This is a genomic window from Gordonia sp. L191 (assembly GCF_030077625.1).
Classification (GTDB): Bacteria; Actinomycetota; Actinomycetes; order Mycobacteriales; family Mycobacteriaceae; genus Gordonia; species Gordonia polyisoprenivorans_A.
In genome coordinates this window covers 443,593-461,677 of sequence record NZ_CP125996.1, presented here as the reverse complement: position 1 = coordinate 461,677, position 18,085 = coordinate 443,593, and the positions used below count along the sequence as shown (strand labels likewise).

General features: G+C 67.0%; 20 protein-coding genes. 9 read left to right on the top strand and 11 right to left on the bottom strand.

Going from position 1 to position 18,085, the window contains the following annotated elements; all coding sequences use genetic code 11:
• Positions 1-3 precede the first annotated feature (3 nt).
• Genes paaK through QNM97_RS02150 form a run of 9 tightly spaced genes read right to left on the bottom strand, consistent with a single transcriptional unit; the run spans position 4 to position 7,567 of the window.
• Positions 4-1,320: a phenylacetate--CoA ligase PaaK gene (gene paaK, locus QNM97_RS02190; RefSeq protein ID WP_283821400.1), complete on the bottom strand. Its 1,317-nt coding sequence runs from the start codon at positions 1,318-1,320 to the stop codon at positions 4-6.
• A 32-nt stretch (positions 1,321-1,352) separates the two neighbouring features.
• Positions 1,353-2,459, bottom strand: a complete 1,107-nt coding sequence (gene paaE / locus QNM97_RS02185; protein ID WP_283821399.1) for a 1,2-phenylacetyl-CoA epoxidase subunit PaaE — start codon at positions 2,457-2,459, stop codon at positions 1,353-1,355.
• A gap of 2 nt (positions 2,460-2,461) precedes the next feature.
• Positions 2,462-2,971, bottom strand: a complete 510-nt coding sequence (paaD, locus tag QNM97_RS02180) for a 1,2-phenylacetyl-CoA epoxidase subunit PaaD (RefSeq protein WP_208792586.1) — start codon at positions 2,969-2,971, stop codon at positions 2,462-2,464.
• A 1-nt stretch (position 2,972) separates the two neighbouring features.
• Positions 2,973-3,890: a 1,2-phenylacetyl-CoA epoxidase subunit PaaC gene (paaC, locus tag QNM97_RS02175; protein WP_283821398.1), complete on the bottom strand. Its 918-nt coding sequence runs from the start codon at positions 3,888-3,890 to the stop codon at positions 2,973-2,975.
• Between the two features lie 12 nt (positions 3,891-3,902).
• Entirely contained in the window at positions 3,903-4,196 is a 294-nt protein-coding gene (gene paaB, locus QNM97_RS02170) for a 1,2-phenylacetyl-CoA epoxidase subunit PaaB (protein WP_006369755.1), read from the bottom strand.
• The gene (paaA, locus tag QNM97_RS02165) at positions 4,193-5,146 is read right to left on the bottom strand and encodes a 1,2-phenylacetyl-CoA epoxidase subunit PaaA (RefSeq protein WP_283821397.1); all 954 of its coding nucleotides are present in this window, start codon (positions 5,144-5,146) and stop codon (positions 4,193-4,195) included. The genes paaB and paaA overlap by 4 nt, the downstream gene beginning before the upstream one ends.
• A gap of 13 nt (positions 5,147-5,159) precedes the next feature.
• Positions 5,160-5,939: an enoyl-CoA hydratase/isomerase family protein gene (locus QNM97_RS02160; protein WP_283821396.1), complete on the bottom strand. Its 780-nt coding sequence runs from the start codon at positions 5,937-5,939 to the stop codon at positions 5,160-5,162.
• 3 nt (positions 5,940-5,942) lie between these two features.
• Complete coding sequence (locus QNM97_RS02155) at positions 5,943-6,809, bottom strand: 3-hydroxyacyl-CoA dehydrogenase family protein (RefSeq protein ID WP_283821395.1); 867 nt, start codon at positions 6,807-6,809, stop codon at positions 5,943-5,945.
• Positions 6,806-7,567: an enoyl-CoA hydratase/isomerase family protein gene (locus tag QNM97_RS02150; protein WP_283821394.1), complete on the bottom strand. Its 762-nt coding sequence runs from the start codon at positions 7,565-7,567 to the stop codon at positions 6,806-6,808. Before QNM97_RS02150 ends, QNM97_RS02155 begins: the two co-directional genes overlap by 4 nt.
• 115 nt (positions 7,568-7,682) lie before the next feature.
• Here QNM97_RS02150 and QNM97_RS02145 point away from each other — a divergent pair, with 115 nt between their 5' ends.
• The 4 genes from QNM97_RS02145 to paaI all read left to right on the top strand — a co-directional run bounded on the left by QNM97_RS02145 (position 7,683) and on the right by paaI (position 11,153).
• On the top strand, positions 7,683-8,297 hold the full coding sequence (locus tag QNM97_RS02145; protein ID WP_014361429.1) for a TetR/AcrR family transcriptional regulator: 615 nt from the start codon (positions 7,683-7,685) through the stop codon (positions 8,295-8,297).
• A gap of 80 nt (positions 8,298-8,377) precedes the next feature.
• Entirely contained in the window at positions 8,378-10,417 is a 2,040-nt protein-coding gene (paaZ, locus tag QNM97_RS02140; RefSeq protein WP_283821393.1) for a phenylacetic acid degradation bifunctional protein PaaZ, read from the top strand.
• 5 nt (positions 10,418-10,422) lie between these two features.
• Positions 10,423-10,737 carry an EthD family reductase gene (locus QNM97_RS02135; RefSeq protein ID WP_283821392.1) on the top strand — a complete coding sequence of 105 codons (315 nt, stop codon included), beginning with the start codon at positions 10,423-10,425 and terminating at the stop codon, positions 10,735-10,737.
• A 44-nt stretch (positions 10,738-10,781) separates the two neighbouring features.
• Entirely contained in the window at positions 10,782-11,153 is a 372-nt protein-coding gene (gene paaI, locus QNM97_RS02130) for a hydroxyphenylacetyl-CoA thioesterase PaaI (RefSeq protein ID WP_283823072.1), read from the top strand.
• 18 nt (positions 11,154-11,171) lie between these two features.
• On the opposite strand, the gene QNM97_RS02125 is transcribed toward paaI, so the two are convergent.
• Positions 11,172-12,107 carry an NADP-dependent oxidoreductase gene (locus tag QNM97_RS02125; RefSeq protein WP_283821391.1) on the bottom strand — a complete coding sequence of 312 codons (936 nt, stop codon included), beginning with the start codon at positions 12,105-12,107 and terminating at the stop codon, positions 11,172-11,174.
• A 171-nt stretch (positions 12,108-12,278) separates the two neighbouring features.
• Here QNM97_RS02125 and QNM97_RS02120 point away from each other — a divergent pair, with 171 nt between their 5' ends.
• Genes QNM97_RS02120 through QNM97_RS02100 form a run of 5 tightly spaced genes read left to right on the top strand, consistent with a single transcriptional unit; the run spans position 12,279 to position 17,345 of the window.
• Positions 12,279-13,541 (top strand): flavin-containing monooxygenase, encoded by a 1,263-nt coding sequence (locus tag QNM97_RS02120; RefSeq protein ID WP_283823071.1) that lies wholly within the window; start codon positions 12,279-12,281, stop codon positions 13,539-13,541.
• 34 nt (positions 13,542-13,575) lie between these two features.
• Positions 13,576-14,043 carry a RidA family protein gene (locus QNM97_RS02115; protein WP_006369744.1) on the top strand — a complete coding sequence of 156 codons (468 nt, stop codon included), beginning with the start codon at positions 13,576-13,578 and terminating at the stop codon, positions 14,041-14,043.
• Positions 14,040-14,714 carry a DUF1028 domain-containing protein gene (locus tag QNM97_RS02110; protein WP_283821390.1) on the top strand — a complete coding sequence of 225 codons (675 nt, stop codon included), beginning with the start codon at positions 14,040-14,042 and terminating at the stop codon, positions 14,712-14,714. The genes QNM97_RS02115 and QNM97_RS02110 overlap by 4 nt, the downstream gene beginning before the upstream one ends.
• Entirely contained in the window at positions 14,711-15,868 is a 1,158-nt protein-coding gene (locus QNM97_RS02105) for a M20 family metallopeptidase (protein ID WP_502874978.1), read from the top strand. Before QNM97_RS02110 ends, QNM97_RS02105 begins: the two co-directional genes overlap by 4 nt.
• A gap of 37 nt (positions 15,869-15,905) precedes the next feature.
• Entirely contained in the window at positions 15,906-17,345 is a 1,440-nt protein-coding gene (locus QNM97_RS02100) for an aspartate ammonia-lyase (protein WP_283821389.1), read from the top strand.
• Here QNM97_RS02100 and QNM97_RS02095 read toward each other — a convergent pair.
• Positions 17,284-17,940: a TetR/AcrR family transcriptional regulator gene (locus QNM97_RS02095; protein ID WP_079928705.1), complete on the bottom strand. Its 657-nt coding sequence runs from the start codon at positions 17,938-17,940 to the stop codon at positions 17,284-17,286. The genes QNM97_RS02100 and QNM97_RS02095 overlap by 62 nt on opposite strands.
• Between the last annotated feature and the right edge of the window lie 145 nt (positions 17,941-18,085).

The window sequence follows — 18,085 nt, the reverse complement described above, 5'->3', positions numbered from 1 at the left end:
ACATCAATCCTTGGGGCGGTTGTCGACCAATCGTTTCGCCTTGCCGGTCGATCGTTGCAGGGTCCCGGGCTCGGCGATCTCGACATCCACGGTAACCCCGATCCGATTCTTGATGGCCTTTCTCAACGAATCGGCAGCAGGCTGCCAGTCCGAACCCGGTGCGTCGGGACGGTATTCGACGCGCACGGTCAGATTGTCCATGCGGCCGGGACGTTCGAGGACGCACTGGAATTGGGGCGCGAGTGCCGGCACGGTGAGGATCAGTTCCTCGATCTGCGTCGGGAACAGATTGACCCCGCGCAGGATGATCATGTCGTCGCATCGTCCGGTCACCTTCTGCATCCGTCGCACCGAACGCGCGGTGCCCGGCAGCAGTCGCGTCAGATCGCGGGTGCGATACCGGATGACCGGCATCGCCTCCTTGGTCAGGGAGGTGAAGACGAGCTCTCCCTCCTCGCCGTCCGGCAGCACCTCACCGGTCATCGGGTCGACGATCTCGGGATAGAAGTGGTCCTCCCAGATGTGCAGTCCATCTTTGGTTTCCACGCATTCCTGCGCGACACCGGGGCCCATCACCTCCGACAGTCCGTAAATGTCGACGGCGTCCATCCCCACCTGGGTCTCGAGTTCACGCCGCATCTGCTCGGTCCACGGCTCAGCGCCGAAGACACCAACGCGCAACGAGGTCGACGACGGATCGATGCCCTTGGCGATCATCGAATCGACGATGGTCAGCATGTACGACGGCGTGACCATGATGGCATCGGGAGCGAAGTCCTCGATCAGCTGGATCTGGCGATCGGTCATGCCACCGGACATCGGGATCACCGTGCAGCCCAACCGCTCTGCGCCGTAGTGCGCGCCCAGCCCACCGGTGAACAGACCGTAGCCGTAGGCGACGTGGACCTTGTCCGACGGCCGAACCCCGGCCGCCCGCAGGCTGCGAGCCACCAAATCGGCCCAGTTGTTCAGATCGTTCGCGGTGTAACCGACGACGGTGGGACGCCCCGTCGTTCCCGACGAGGCGTGAATCCGCGACACCTGCTTCTGCGGTACCGCGAACATCCCGAACGGATAGTTGTCGCGCAGATCGGCTTTCGCCGTGAACGGGAACAACGACAGATCCGAGAGTTCCTTCAGATCGCTCGGATGAACCCCCTTCTCGTCGAAGGCGTTCCGGTAATGCGCGACGTTGTCGTAGGCGTGATGCAAGGACCACTTGAGACGCGAGAGCTGCAGATCGGCGATCCGGTCGCGACTCGCGTGGTCGATGTCGACGGTCTCCGGACTGCCGGCGGCGCTGGGGAGGGTGCTGGTCATGGTGGACTCCAGGCGTGAGAGGGAGGACGGTGTCAGGCGTCGAAATCGACGGTCACGGACTCGGTTACGGGATAGGACTGGCAGGTGAGGACGAATCCGGCGGCCACCTCGGACTCCTCGAGGGCATAGTTGCGTCGCATGTCGACCTCCCCACAGGTGATCTTGGCGCGGCAGGTTCCACACACCCCGCCCTTGCAGGCGAACGGCAGGTCCGAGCGCAGGTTCTCCCCCGCGTCGAGGATGCTCTCGTCCCGCGAGAGCGATCCGGCAACCGAACGTCCGTCGAGGACGATGGTCACCTCGCTCGTGGGTCCCGAGATCCCCGGCTCCCGATGCCGATCCGGTGGTGGCGGGGTGGCCTCGACGTAGAAGAGTTCGTGGTGGATACGGTCCCTGTCGATGTCACGGGCCAGGAGCACCTCCTCGGCCGCCTCGACCATGCCGAGCGGGCCACACAACCAGAAGTGGTCCATGTCGCCGGTCGGTACGACGGTGGTGAGGATCTCCTCGAGACGATCACGATCGAGTCGCCCGCTGAACAATTCGGCCTCGCGCGGCTCACGGGAGAGCACGTGGATCACGTCGAACCTCGGGCCGTGGGCGTCCTTGAGATCGGCGATGTCCTCGGCGAACATCACCGACCGGGTCTTGCGGTTGGCGTAGATCAGCGTCACCTCGGCGTCGGGAGTCGCCAGCATCGACGCAGCGATCGACAGCATCGGGGTGATGCCCGAGCCGGCCGCGATCAACAGGTGCCGCCCACCCGAATCCGGGTTCGCCTGAAACGATCCCGATGGCGGCTGCACCTCGATGCGGTCGCCGGGCCGCACGTGATGGACGAGCCAGCTCGAGAACAGTCCTCCGTTCACCTCGCGAACACCCACGCGCGGAGCAGTGCCCGCGGGCGCGCAGATCGAGTAGGTGCGCCGGTGTTCGGTCCCGTCGACCGTGCGCCGCAATGTGAGGGACTGTCCGGGCCGAAAGGTGAAGGTGTCCCGTAGATCCGGCGGAACGTCGAACCGGACGGCGACGGCGTCGTCACACAGGGATTCGACGTCGGCGACGGTCAGGCTGTGGAAGTCGCGGTTGCGCGACGGACCGGTGACCGGAACGGCGGTGGTCTCGACGGTTGAGGTCACGGTCAGATCTCCTTGACGTGATCGAACGGCTCGGCACAGGCCAGACACTGGTAGTGCGCCTTGCACAGGGTAGCGCCGAACTCCGAGATCAGTTGCGTGCGAGTCGAACCACATTGCGGACACGCCACCTCGCGCGGGCGCGCGGTCAACGTCAGCGGGATCGGCCCCGACCGCCGCCGCGGGGCAGCGCCCGGCGGCGAGTATCCGGCCTCGACGAGCTTGGCGCGCCCTTCGTCGGTGATCCAGTCGGTGCTCCACGCCGGGGTGAGGCTGGTTCGGATCGTGACGTCGGCGAATCCGTGACGCTGCAACGCGGCGGTGATGTCGTCACGGATCGTGGCCATCGCCGGGCAGCCCGAGTAGGTCGGGGTGATCGTGACGGTTACCGCGCCGGGATCGTCGAGCCGGACCTCGCGGATGATCCCGAGGTCGGCGAGGGTGACCATCGGCATCTCCGGGTCAAGAATCGATTCCACGATCTCCCGCGCGGATCGGGTTGCGAGTGTCTGCATCTCACCACACCCCTTCGGGATGGCGACGGGCCACGCTCTGCATCTCGGCGAGCAGCAATCCCATGTGCTCGGTGTGCAGACCGTCACGTCCGGCACGGCCGCCGACCCGTCCGATGTGCGGTCCGTCGGGAATCTCGACCTCGGCAGCGTGACAGACCTGGCCCACGATGTCGTCGAATTCGCCTCGCACGCGGGCGGTATCGACCGCCACCCCGACGGCGGCGAGTGCGATTTCCTCGGATGTCGGGACGAACAGCTCGTCGACGTAGGGCCACACCCGCGACAGCGCGTCGAGCAGGCGACGACGTGACTCCGCCGTGCCGCACCCGAGGGTGACCACCCAGCGAGCCGCGTAATCACGGTGATAGGTCAGCTCTTTGACGCCCTTGTCGGCGACCGCGGCCAGTACCGGGTCCCGTGAGGTGCGCAGTCTGTCGAACACGGCCAGTCGCCATGTCGAGAACACCAGCAGCCGGACGAGCGAGACCGCGAAGTCGCCGTTGTCGATCTCGACGAGATGCACGTTGCGGAACGACGACTCGACCCGGAAGAAGGCCAGCGCGTCTTCGGCGGGCACCGGCGTGGTCTCGGAGATGTGGGGTACCACAGTCGGATCGGCGGCCGCGGCGCGGGCGAGCAGGAGCCGCGCCGCGCCCAGCAGGTCGAGTCCGATGTTCGCCAGCGCCACCTCTTCCTCGAGTTCGGGTGCGTGGGTACACCATTGGGCGAGTCTCTGGGCACTGATCAGCGCATCGTCGCCGAGCATCAGGCAGTAGGCGGCCAGCGCGGCGTGGTCGACGTCGTCGGGGACGGTGGTGTCGACGCCGGCGAGCGGATCGTCGAAGCTGGTGCCGAAGGCCCACTGGCCGTGCGAATCTTCGTCGACGAGGCCCTCGTAGGCGTTCTCATGATCGGTCATGTCGTCGTCCTCTCACATGTGGGGGACGTTGTCGGGGATGTCGTAGAACGTGGGATGCCGGTACACCTTGTCGCCGCTCGGGGCGAAGAAAGGGTCCTTCTCCGACGGACTGGTGGCGACGATGTCGGCCGAGCGCACCACCCAGATACTGACACCCTCGTTGCGGCGGGTGTACACGTCGCGCGCATGCCGCAGGGCCATCTGGTCGTCGGCGGCGTGCAGCGAGCCGACGTGCACGTGGTTCAGCCCACGCTTGCCGCGCACGAACACCTCGTACAGCGGCCATTCTGCTTTGATGTCACTCATCGGTGGTTCTCCTGTTCCCGTGCGGCGAAAGCCGTTGCCGCATCCCGCACCCAGGCGCCGTCCTCGTGCGCGGCGCGGCGGACTGCGATCCGTTCGACGTTCATCGCACCGTTGCCCTTGACGACCTCGGTGAATTCACTCCAGTCGGGTTCGCCGAAGTCGTAGTGTCCGCGTTCGGCATTCCACGCCAGCTCCGGGTCGGGGAAGCTCACGCCGAGGGCTTCGGCCTGCGGGACGCTCATGTCGACGAACTTCTGGCGCAACTCGTCGTTGCTGTGCCGCTTGATCCCCCACGCCATCGACTGTTCGCTGTTGGGCGAACGGTCATCGGGTGGGCCGAACATCATCAGCGCCGGCCACCAGAACCGGTCGACGGATTCCTGCACCATCGCCCGCTGCTCGTCGGTGCCACCCATCATCGTGGTGAGCAGCTCATAACCCTGGCGCTGGTGGAAGGACTCCTCCTTGCACACACGGATCATCGCCCGGGCGTACGGCCCGAAGGAGCTGCGGCACAACGGTACCTGGTTGCAGATGGCCGCGCCGTCGACGAGCCACCCGATCGTCCCGACGTCGGCGTAGGTCAGCGTCGGGTAGTTGAAGATCGAGGAGTACTTCTGCCGCCCGGAGATGAGTTTGTCGGTGAGGTCGGCTCGATCGGCGCCCAACGTCTCGGCGGCCGAGTACAGGTAGAGGCCGTGGCCCGCCTCGTCCTGCACCTTGGCCATCAGTATCGCCTTGCGCCGCAACGACGGAGCCCTGGTCAGCCAGTTCCCCTCGGGCTGCATACCGATGATCTCCGAATGCGCGTGCTGGGCGATCTGCCGGACCAGCGTCTTGCGATAGCCCTCCGGCATCCAGTCACGGGGTTCGATACGCGCCTCGTCGGCGATGGTCGCGTCGAACGACTGCTGAAGTTCGACGCGCTGCTGTAGCTCGGTGTCGGTCATCTTTCCTGCTCTCTCAGCGACCGCTGAACTCGGGCGTGCGCTTGTCGAGGAATGCCTCGACGGCCGCGGCATGGTCGGCGGTCGCCCCGAGGTGACGTTGTGCGTCGTACTCGCGGTCCAGCGCTGCGCTCAGGCCGTCGGCGCCGGCCCCGACGAGGTCCTTGATCCGGCGGAACGCCTCGGTGGGTCCGTCGGCGAGGCGTCGGGCCAGATCCACTGCAGTGGAATCGAAGTCGGAATCCTGGGCGACGCGATGCACCAGGCCCCAGTCGAGGGCCTGCGCGGCGTCGATGCGATCGCCGAGCATCAGCAGTCCGGTGGCGCGGCTACTGCCGAGCATGGAGACCAGATGATGCGACAGACCGGAGTCGCTCGCCAGGCCGATGCCCGCGAATGCGGTGGCGAACGTGGCATTCTGCGAGGCGATCCGGATATCGGCGGTCAGCGCGATCCCGAATCCCGCACCGACGCAAGCGCCGCGGACGGCCGCGATCACCGGCACCTCGATGCCCGCGAGCGCCCGGATGACCGGGTTGTAGTGGTCGGCGACGGTGTCCATCGCATGCTCGGGTGACTTCCTCAGTTCGGCGACGTGATCGCCGAGATCCTGTCCGACGCAGAAGTTCTTGCCCTCGGCCGCCAGCAGGACCGCACGTACCGTCCGATCACCCGCGACCTTCTCGATCGCCTGGTGCAGTGCCGTCTTGGTCTCGACGTCGAGCGCGTTGTGGGCGCGCGGGCGCGCCAGGGTGATGGTGGCGAGTCCGTCGGTGATCTCCAGTATCACTGTCATCTGTCAGCCTTCCCAATCGTAGAAGCCACGGCCGGACTTGCGACCGAGTTCACCGCGGGCAACCTTGTCGCGCAGCAGTTGTGGTGGTTCGAACCTCGCCCCGAGGGTCGCGGCGAGGTGGTCGGCGACGGCCAACCGCACGTCGAGTCCGACGAGATCGGTCGACCGGAGCGGACCCATCGGGTGCCGATAGCCCAATTCCATGGCGCGGTCGATGGATTCGGCGTCGGCGACGCCCTCTTCGACCATCCGGATGGCCTCGAGGCCCAGGTGGACCCCGAGCCGGCTGGTGGCGAATCCCGGGGAGTCGTTGACGACGATCGCCGTCTTACCGAGGGCGTCGACCCATCCGCGGACGGCATCGACGGTGCTCTGGGCCGTGGTGCCGGCGCGCACGATCTCGACGAGTTCGGAGACCGGCACCGGATTGAAGAAGTGCATGCCGACGAATCGTGACGGGTCTGGCAGTGCCGCACCGAGTTCGGAGATCGACAGGGAACTCGTATTGGAGGCGATGACGGTGGTGGCGGCCACCGTCTCGGCGACCTGCGCGAGAACGTCGAGTTTGAGCGCGACGTTCTCGGGAACCGCCTCCACGACAAGGCCGAGATCTGTCGGCAGCGCACGGGGTTCACCGACGGTGTGCACCCGTGTCAGAACCTCGTCGGGTGTCCGACCACCCAGCAGGTCGCGATCCGCGGCGCGTTGCAGACCGGTCGCGACACGACTGCGGGCTCCCTCCTGGTCGAGCGAGATGGTCACCGTGACACCGCGCTCGGCGAAGACCTGCGCGATGCCCGCGCCCATCCGTCCGCCACCGACCACGCCGACGGTTGCCGGGAGATCGCCGCCAGAAGTGCTGCTGTTCATGACTTCTTCTCCAGGAATGCGGACATGCGTTCGGTCTTGTCGGGTCCGTCGAAGAGCACAGCCTGCGCGATATCGTCGGCCCATGGGTGATGGCCGGGTGCGTCGATGACGGTCTTCGACAGGCGCAGCGCCAGCGCCGACTGCGCGACGATGCGATCGATGACGGTCTCGGCCACGGCGAACGGGTCGTCGGCGACCTCCATGACCAGGCCGTGCCGCAATGCCTGCTCGGCGTCGAGTCGCGCGCCGGCAAGCAGGATCTGCTTGGCGACCGAGGTGCCGACGAGCTGCGGGAGGCGATAGCTCGCGCCTGCCGCGGCGAGGATGCCCAGCGCGGGCTCGGGGTTGCCGAACACCGCATCCGGTGCGGCGATGCGGATATCGCAGGCATAGGCGAGTTCGGCACCGCCACCGAGCGCGTAACCCTCGACGACGGCGACAGTGGGCAGCGCGAGCGCCGCGATCCGGTCGAACAGGGTGCGATTGATCCCGGCCAGGGCATCGTCGCAGGTACGTCGGGCGAGCTGGGCGATGTCGGCGCCGCCCGCGAAGTTGTGTCCGGCCCCGCACAGCAGCACCGGCTTGGGCGCCCGCTCGACGATCGCACACACCCGGTGCAGTTCGGCGATCATCTCGCCGGTGATGGCGTTGCGGCGCTCCGGACGGTTCAGCGTGACGCGGTAGCGATCGCCGTCGTCGGAGATCACCACGTGCTCGAGATCGACGGGTGGCGTGTCGGTGGTCACCGCACCGGCCATGATTGGCCCTCCTCACACTGTGGACCCCTCCATTAATAACCGACCTTTTGGTCGGTTGCAAGCCCCGTGTCGTCCCCGGTCACCGTCCCGCGGGCTTTTTGCCATCATGAGATCCATGACCACTGCGAAACCGGCCAAGCGCACGGGCCGCCCGGGGCGCCCCGGCTACGACCTCGACTCGCTGCTCGCGGTCGCGGTGAAGGTTTTCAACGAGAAGGGCTACGACGGCACGAGCATGGATGTGCTCGCCGACCGGCTCGGGATCAGCAAGTCGTCGATCTATCACCACGTCTCGGGCAAGCAGGAACTCCTCGAGCTGGCTCTCGGGCGCGCACTCGGAGCCCTCTTCGCCGCCACCACGGAGGCCGGCACCACCGAGGGCCGACACATCGATCGGCTGGAGTACCTGGTCAGACGCAGTGTAGAGATCCTGGCCGCCGAACTCCCCTACGTCACACTGCTACTGCGAGTACGCGGCAACTCGGTCGTTGAACGCCGGGCACTGGCCCGTCGACGTGAGTTCGACGAGTTCGTCGGCAACCTCGTCATCGGCGCCGCCGAGGAGGGCGACGTCTCCCCGGAGGTCGACCCGGCACTGGTGGCACGGCTGCTGTTCGGCACGGTCAACTCGCTCATCGAGTGGTACCGACCACGTGTCGGGGTCAGTGTCGACGAACTCGCCGATGCCGTCGTCGCGATGACCTTCGACGGCCTGCGCCGCCGTCGCTGACCATCGCCACCCCTTGACACGGGACCAACGTCCCGGCGATGGTAATTACCGACCGAATGGACGGTAGAGGGAGCTGGGCTGTGAGCCGATTGTTGGAAAGCTGGACACAAGAACGCTGGTACGCCGCGCCCGACGAGGGCACGCCGTTGCTCAGCGCGGTCGACGGATCGGAGGTGGCGCGGATCTCGGCGACCGGTGTCGATCGCGCCGCGATGGTCGAGTACGCACGCACCGTCGGTGGAGAGGCGCTGGCCTCGCTGACCTTCCACGAGCGGGCCGGGTTGCTCAAACAACTCGGCCTCACCCTGATGGCGGGCAAGGACGAGTTCTACGAACTCTCCCGCACGACCGGCGCCACCGACCGCGACAGCGCCGTCGACATCGACGGCGGATTCGGGACCGTCCTGAGTTATGCGAGCAAGGCCCGACGCGAATTGCCCGACGACACCGTCTATCTCGACGGACCGGTCGAGCAGCTCGGCAAGAAGGGCACCTTCCTCGGCCAACACCTCTACACCTCCCGACGCGGGATTGCGGTGCAGATCAACGCGTTCAACTTCCCGGTGTGGGGTTTCCTGGAGAAGCTGGCCCCGGCGTTCATCGCCGGAGTGCCCACGATCGTCAAACCCGCCAGTGCCACTGCCTATCTCACCGAACTCGTGGTCCGCCGCATCGTCGAGAGCGGCATCCTGCCCGAGGGCTCGGTGCAACTACTGTGCGGCAGCGCGGGCGATCTGCTCGACCATCTCGACGGACAGGATTCGGTGGCCTTCACCGGCTCGGCCGACACCGCCGCCGTGCTGCGCGCCCACCCGACGGTGGTGGCGTCCGGGCTGCACTTCACCGCCGAGGCGGACTCACTCAACGCATCGATCCTCGGTGCCGACGTCGCCGTCGGCGATCCCGAATTCGACCTGTACGTGCGGCAACTCGTCACCGAGATGACCGTCAAGGCCGGGCAGAAGTGCACCGCGATCCGCCGCGCCCTGGTCCCCGAGCCGCTTGTCGATGCCGTCGTCGAGGCCGCGTCGGCGAGACTGGCCACGATCCGCGTCGGCAATCCCGCCGCCCCCGACGTGCGGATGGGCGCCCTCGCGAGCATCGAGCAGCGTGACGAGGTCCTGAAAGCACTTCGGGGACTGACCAAATCGGCCGACATCGTCTTCGGCGACCCCGACCACGTCGAGCTCGTTGACGCCGAGCGCTCATCAGGCGCATTTCTCTCGCCGATCCTGTTGCGCGCCACCGACAGCTGGGCGCCGGAGATCCACGACATCGAGGCCTTCGGTCCGGTGTCGACGGTCATCGGCTACCGCGACACCGACGACGCCATCGCCCTTGCCGCCCGCGGCCGCGGATCGCTGGTGGCCTCGCTGGTGACCGCCGACACCGACGTCGCGGCGACCGTCGTGCGCGGCATCGCCGCCTACCACGGTCGGATTCTGGTGCTCAACGCCGAGGATGCCGCCGAATCCACCGGCCACGGCTCCCCGCTGCCGGTCCTGGTGCACGGCGGCCCCGGCCGCGCGGGCGGCGGGGAGGAACTCGGCGGCATCCGCGGCGTGCTCCACCACATGCAGCGCACCGCGGTGCAGGGCACACCGAACATCCTCACCGCGGTCGGACGGCGTTGGGTCGGCGGCGCCGACCGCGTGCAGACCGATGTGCATCCGTTCCGGAAGAATCTGTCGCAGTTGCAGATCGGCGACACCATCGTGGGTGGGCCGCGTCAGGTGACGCGTGCCGACATCGACCACTTCGCCGAATTCACCGGCGACACCTTCTACGCGCACACCGACCCGGAAGCTGCCGCGGCCAACCCCCTCTTCGGCGGCATCGTCGCCCACGGATACCTGGTGGTGTCGCTGGCCGCGGGCCTGTTCGTCGATCCGGCACCGGGCCCGGTGCTGGCCAACTTCGGCGTCGACGGATTGCGATTCCTCACGCCGGTCAAAGCCGAGGACAGCCTCACCGTCACGTTGACGGCCAAACAGATCACGCCACGCCAGAGCGCCGATTACGGTGAGGTGCGCTGGGATGCCGTCGTGACCAACCAGAACGACGACCCGGTGGCGACCTACGACGTGCTCACGCTCGTCGCCAAAGCCGAAAAGGAGTAATCGACATGACCGTTCGCGTTGCCGTCTGCTACGGACAACCCACCGACCCCGCCGCGTTCGACGACTACTACGAGCGGGTACACATCCCGCTCGCGAATGCGATCCCGGGCCTGACCGACTACACCTACGCCAAGGTGTCGACGCTTGACGGCTCCGAGCCGCCGTACTACTCGGTCGCGAGCCTGTACTTCGCCGACGACGACTCGTTGAAGGCCGGCCTGGGGTCTCCCGAGATGGCCGCCGCCGCAGGTGATGTGCCCAACTTCGCCACCGGTGGGGTCACCATGTTCACCCACGCCGAGACCTCGGTGCGTCCGTGACGTCGGTTCCCGACGAGGTCACCGACCACGCGATCGCGCGGCGGATGTTCGCCGAGGACAACGCGTCTCGCGCGCTCGGCATCGAGCTCCTCGAGCTCGGTGCCGGGCGGGCGCGGATGTCGATGCGCATCGGAGCACAGATGGTCAACGGCCACGCCATCACCCACGGCGGCTATGTGTTTCTCCTCGCCGACACCGCGTTCGCGGTCGCCTGCAACAGCGGTGACGACGCCGCTGTTGCCGCCCGCTGCGACATCCGCTTCCTGCGCCCCACCCACGCCGGTGACCTGCTCGTCGCCGACGCCCGCGAGGTCGCGGGCTTCGGTCGCAACGGGATCTACGACGTCACCGTCACCTGCGGCGAGCAGGTGGTCGCCGAATTCCGCGGTGACAGCCGCACCATCGCCCGCCCCTGAGCCGCGCGCCGGCCGATCTCAGACGCGGACGACGATCTTCCCGCGCACATGGCCGGACTCGCTGCGCTCGTGCGCGGCGGTGGCATCGGCCAGGTCGAACACCTCGGCGATCTCGGGAGTCAAAGCACCCGTCTCGCCGAGTCGGGCAAGTTCTGCGAGGTCGGTGGCGTCGGGCCGCACCCAGACGTATTGGCCACCGAATTCGTCGCGCGCCCGCGCATCGGTGATGGACGCGACGGTGCCGCCCACGCGTAACACCTCCGGTACCGAGTCCAGCGCGTCACCGCCGACATAGTCGAGGACCGCGTCCACACCCTCGGGTTCGAGCGCGCGTACCCGCTCGGCCAGGCCCCGTCCATAGGTGACGGGTTCGGCACCGAGGCGTCGGAGGAAGTCGTGATTGGCGGCCGACGCCGTGCCGATCACCCGGGCGCCCATCGACCGCGCGATCTGGACGGCAAACGAGCCGACACCGCCGGCGGCGGCGTGGACGAGCACGGTGTGCCCCGATCGCACGCCCGCTCGCCGAATCGTCTGGTACGCGGTGAGCCCGGCGAGCGGAACGGCCGCGGCCTGCTCGAACGACCACCCGGCCGGCTTGCGGGCGAGGGTTCGTACCGGCGCGGCGACGAATTCGGCGAGCGTTCCGCCCGCCACCTCCCCACCGACGACGTCTTTGCGGACGTAGCCGAACACCTCGTCGCCGACCTCGAATTCCGGTGTGTCCAAGCCCACTTGCTCGACGACACCGGCGACATCCCATCCCGGGACGACCGGGAACACGGTGTCGAGGACCTCGGCGAGGTAGCCCTGGCGAACCTTCCAGTCCACGGGATTGACACTCGAGGCGCGCACGCGCACGAGGACGGAGTCGGGTCCGACGTGGGGTGTCGGGAGATCGCGCAGCGTCAGGACATCGGAGCCGCCGAAGCGGTCATAGGTGATTGCTCGCATGGTCGCTGCAACGGGCTCCCCGATCGATTGATTCCGTGGGTTGTCGACCGCTCTGAGAGCATTCGGGAAAACCGATGCAATGCACCGATTAATACCGCTGTACAGATTCAATAGCTTCACGCGATCCTTGATCCGACGCACGAGACATTGGGCGAACGTTGGAGGTTGGCAGTGGAGAACGAGCAGATCGACGTGGTCATCGTCGGTGCCGGGCAGGCCGGTATCGCCATGAGTGAACACCTCGGCGCGCAGGGAATCGAGCACCTGGTGCTCGAGCGTGATCGAGTCGCCGAGCGCTGGCGCTCGTGGCGGTGGGACTCCCTCGTCGCCAACGGGCCGGCGTGGCACGACCGCTTCCCGAACATGCAGTTCGATGCCGACCCCGATTCCTTCGTCGGAAAGGACGGCGTCGCCGACTATCTCGCAGCCTACGCCTCGATGATCTCCGCGCCCATCCGCACCGGTGTCGAGGTGATCTCGGTGCGACGACACAACGGCCGCTCGGGTTTTCGTGTCGAAACGAGCGAGGACACCATCGACGCCCGCTTCGTCGTCTCGGCAACCGGGGCCTTCCAGAAGCCCGTCATCCCGCCGCTGGTACCCGCCGATTCGGCACTGCACCAGATCCATTCGAGTTCCTATCACCGGCCACAGCAGCTACCAGACGGCGCGGTACTCGTCGTCGGTGCCGGCTCGTCGGGTGTGCAGATCGCCGACGAACTCCGCGAATCGGGGCGTACGGTTTATCTTGCGGTCGGACCGCACGACCGTCCCCCGCGCAGCTATCGCGGCCGTGACTTCTGTTGGTGGCTCGGCGTTCTCGGCAAGTGGGACATGGCCGTTCCGCCCGCCGGGGCCGAGCATGTCACGATCGCCGTCAGCGGCGCTCACGGTGGACACACCGTCGATTTCCGCAGCCTCGCCGCCGATGGCATCACCCTGCTCGGACGTGCGGAGGCCGTCGTCGACGGAGTCATGACCTTTGCCGACGACCTGCGCGCCAACATCGAGGCCGGTGACGCCAACTACCTGTCGATGCTCGACGAGGCCGACGCCCACATCGCCCGCAACGGGCTCGATCTGCCCGAGGAACCGCAGGCCCGGGTCATCGGACCCGATCCGGCCTGCGTCACCACACCGGTCCGATCACTCGACCTGGCGGCGCATTCGGTGACCTCCATCGTGTGGGCCACCGGCTTCGCCTACGACTACGACTGGCTACAGGTCGCGGCTCTCGACGAACTCGGTCGGCCGCGGCATCAGCGCGGTATCTCCAGCGAGCCCGGCGTGTATTTTCTCGGGCTGCCATGGCTGTCGCGACGCGGATCGAGCTTCATCTGGGGTGTCTGGCACGACGCCAAGTATCTCGCCGATCAGATCGCCATCCAGCGCGGTTACCTCGCCTACGAAGCGCCCGCTCTCGCCGCACGCTGAGCCCCGACACCTGACAGCCGAAAGGATTCTCTCCATGAGCGCCGCACCCTCCCGCGGGGTCACCCACACCCGGATCCGTCCGTTCAACACCCGCGACACCTATCCCGAGCAGAACCTCGACAACGATCTGTGCCAGGCCGTCGTCGCAGGCGGCGTGGTGTACCTGCGCGGTCAGATCGGACAAGACCTCGACACGCGCGAGTCGATCGGCATCGGCGATGTCGAGGCACAGGCCGACAAGGCCATGGCCAACATCGCGATGCTGCTCGACGAGTCGGGGAGTTCGCTGCGCGACATCGTCAAGGTCACCGTGTATCTCACCGACATCCGGTTTCGCGAGACCGTGTACCGCGTGATGGGCCGATGGCTCACGGGTGTCTTCCCCGTCTCCACCGGACTGGTCGTCGAGGCGCTCGCCCGACCCGAGTGGCTCGTCGAGATCGATGCGACCGCCGTTGTCAGCGAACCCGTTCTCACCGAACCGAAGTCCGACGATCGATGACACTCTCACTGATCGCCCACGAACCGGCAACGGGCGCCTTCGGCATCGTGATCTGCTCGTCGAGCCCGGCGGTCGCCGCGCGCTGCGCGCACCTGCGGCCAGGTGTCGGTGTGGTCGCCTCGCAGAACATCACCAATCCGGCGCTGGGCACCGCCGTGCTCGATGAGATGGCTGTTGGCGCCAACGCGGCGGATGCTCTGGCAAATGCACTGTCGCGGGAGCGCTTTCCGGACCATCGACAGGTCACCGCGGTCGGGGCCGATGGCACGACAGCAGTGCACTCGGGCTCGCAGAGCCTCGGTGTGTACGGTCACATCGAGGCCGAGAACGTGGTCGCCGCCGGCAATCTCCTGGCCGACGAGAGCGTTCTCGCCGAACTGGTGACCGGCTACACCCGCAGTAGGGCAGAACATCTCGAGGAGCGACTACTCGACGGGCTACGTGATGCGCTCGCTGCCGGCGGTGAGGCCGGCCCGGTGCATTCGGCCGGACTGCTCGTCGTGGCCGACGTCGACTGGCCGGTCACCGATCTGCGGGTCGATTTCGCCGACGACCCAGTGGGCGAACTGAGTGCCCTCTGGCAGATCTGGGCACCACAGAAGGACGACTACCGGGTGCGCGGTATCGACCCGACGCGCGCCCCCTCGTACGGTGTTCCGGGGGATCTGTGAGCACCCTTGACTCGGCGCTCGCCGAAAAGATCGCCGCCGACCACTCGCTGCTGACCACGCTGTCCCGGGAGCTGTACGATGATCCCGAGATTGCCTGGGAGGAAGTACGTTCGGCGCGGCGGGTGGCCGATCGCCTGTCCGACGCCGGCTTCGAGATCACGGAGAAATACTGCGGGCTCGACACCGCCTTTGCCGCGACGATCGGGACCGGCGACCTCCATTTCGCGCTGTGCGCCGAGTATGACGCACTTCCTGGCCTCGGTCACGCCTGCGGCCACAATCTGATCTCGGCGATCACCGTCGGTGCGGCGCTCGCTCTCGCGCCGCTCACCGACGATCTCGGGTTGCGTCTGACCGTCATCGGCACCCCTGCCGAAGAGGGCGGCGGGGGCAAGATCGAGATGCTCGAACGCAACGGTTTCGATGGACAACACGCTGCCGCAATGGTGCATCCAGGACCGGTCGATGTGGCGCGGGCCCGACCATTTGCTGTGTCGCACAACCATATCGAGTATCACGGCAAGGCTGCACACGCCGCCGCCTACCCCGAGCGCGGGGTCAATGCCGCCGATGCGTTCACTGTCGCGCAGGTTGCGATCGGGCTGCTTCGGCAACAGCTGCCGTCGTCGGTGCGCGTGCACGGGATGATGACCCGTGGCGGGGAGGCGCCCAACGCCATCGCCGAGCACACCGAGGGCCGCTGGTATGTGCGGGCCGAGACGCTCGCCGAACTCGCCGAGGTGACGCCCCGGGTACTGCGCTGCTTCGAGGCCGGCGCCCTGGCGTCCGGGGCTCGGCTCACTGTGACACCCGAATCCCGTCCCTACGCCGAATTCCGCACCGATGAGCAACTTCTCGGACTGTACGAACGTCGTGCCACCGCACTCGGCCGGCGTTTCGAGACCGGACCGGACTCGATGATGGCACGGGCATCGACCGATATGGGCAATGTGTCGCAGCTACTCCCCGCGATCCATCCCTACATCGGTATCGATTCGATGCCGGCGGTCAATCACCAGGCCGAGTTCGCCGCGGCCACCCTGAGCCCGGCCGCCGAGACTGCGATCGCGCACGGTGCGCTCGCGATGGCGGGAACCGTTGTCGACGCCGCGATGCAGTCGACTGTTCGGACTCGTCTGCTGGGCGCCCACTGACCCACCGTCCCCCACCGACCCAACGGAGGAGAACATCGTGTCCACCGAGCCTCATGCCGCCTTCCGTATCGAACACGACCTGCTCGGCGACCGGGAGATCCCCGCCGAGGCCTACTACGGTGTGCACACCGCCCGTGCGCTCGAGAACTTCCCGATCAGCGGGGTTCCGATCGCCGTCCACCGCGATCTGGTGATTGCACTGGCCTCGGTCAAACAAGCAGCAGCGCAGACCAATCGCGAACTCGGGCTCCTCGACCCAGTCATCGCCGGGGCGATCACGGACGCCTGTACCGAGATTCGCGGTGGCGCGCTACACAATCAGTTCGTTGTCGACCAGATCCAGGGCGGCGCGGGAACGTCGACGAACATGAACGCCAACGAGGTCATCGCCAACCGTGCACTCGAGATCCTCGGTCACCCGCGAGGCACCTACACCGTCGTGCACCCGCTCGAGCACGTCAATCTCGGGCAGAGCACCAACGACGTCTACCCGACGGCGGTCAAGGTGGCCCTCGGATTCGCCGCTCGCGCCCTGGAGACCTCGCTGCGCGAACTGGCGGCGCGCTGTGTGGCCAAGTCGCAAGAATTCGGCGACATGCTCAAGCTCGGACGCACCCAATTGCAGGACGCGGTGCCGATGACCCTGGGCCAGGAGTTCGGCGCGTACGCGGTGACCATCGTCGAGGACGCCGACCGGATCGCCGAGGCTGCCCTGCTGATCGCCGAGATCAACTTGGGCGGCACCGCCATCGGGACCGGTCTCAACACCGATCCGGAGTACGCCGCACGGGCCTGCGAACATCTGCGCAGCATCACCGGTTTGCCGCTGAGCACCGCCGGCGATCTCGTGGAGGCAACCTCCGACGTCGGCGCATTCGTGCAGCTGTCCGGGGTCACCAAACGGGCCGCGGTGAAGCTGTCCAAGATCTGTAATGATCTGCGGCTCTTGTCCTCCGGACCCCGCGCAGGCTTCAACGAGATCAATCTCCCGCCGGTGCAGGCGGGGTCGAGCATCATGCCGGGCAAGGTCAATCCGGTGATCCCGGAAGCGGTCAACCAGGTGGCCTTCGAGGTGGTCGGCAATGATCTGACGATCACCATGGCCGCCGAGGCCGGACAGTTACAGCTCAACGCATTCGAGCCCATCATGGCTCGTGCACTGCTGTCGTCGCTGACCCACCTGACCGCCGCCGTGGACGTTCTCGGCGAACGCTGCATCGCAGGCATCACCGCCAATCCCGATCGTATGCGCGAGGCCGTCATGGGATCGGCGAGCCTGGCCACCGTACTGAATCCGCTGCTCGGTTACGAGGTGGCCACCGCCCTGGTGGCCGAGGCGATCGCCACCGGCGCTTCGATTCCCGATCTGGTCCGGCGCTCCCTACTCGTCGACGACGACGTCCTGGCACGCATATTCAGTCCTGCACTCCTGTCGCGTCCGCACTCGGCGGTCGAGGTCGCGCGCGACCGCCGATGATGTCGGCGCAGGCGAGTACCGCAGCGAGGTAGCCACGGAGTGCGGTACGCGCGGCGTCGGCATCCACCTCGCGGTTACGGGCCACGAGGTGGATGCCGTAGCCATCCTCGAGAGCCACCGCCGTGGCCGCGATCCGTTCGGCGTCATCGCCGAGGTCGAAGACACCGGACTCCACCCCGGCGGAGATGACGTCGCGGTAGAGCGAGACCTCGAGTTCGAACAGTCTCGACATCAGTTCGGCATGACGCGGTTCGCGCGCGCTGTGCAGATGCAACTCGTACAGTGCGGGCCACATCGGATCGTCAGGGTCGCAGACACCGAGGTCCACCAGCATCCGCAACCGTCCCACCGGATCGTCCTGGGTGGTCATGGCCGTTCGCCGACCCCCGTGGAACCGTTCGACCGCCCGCTCGTGGACGGCGAGCAGGAGGTCGTCGAGTTCTGGGTAGTAATAGGCGACCGAGCCCGCCGACATCGCCGCGGCCTCGGCGATGTCCTTGAGCCGCAGCCCGATCAATCCTCGCTCGGCGATGGCAACCGTTGCGGCGGTGATGATCTCGGAGCGCCTGGCATCCTGTCTTCGAGGTCTGGCCATGTGTGCCGATCCTGCCTTGCACCGCAGGGTGATGCAACATGCCCCGGCTGCATCGATCCAGCCGATGTCACGGATCGGATCTTCGCACGACGAGATCCCGCTGACAGCTGTGCGCGGTGGCCGAGCTCGCGATACCGTCGATTCA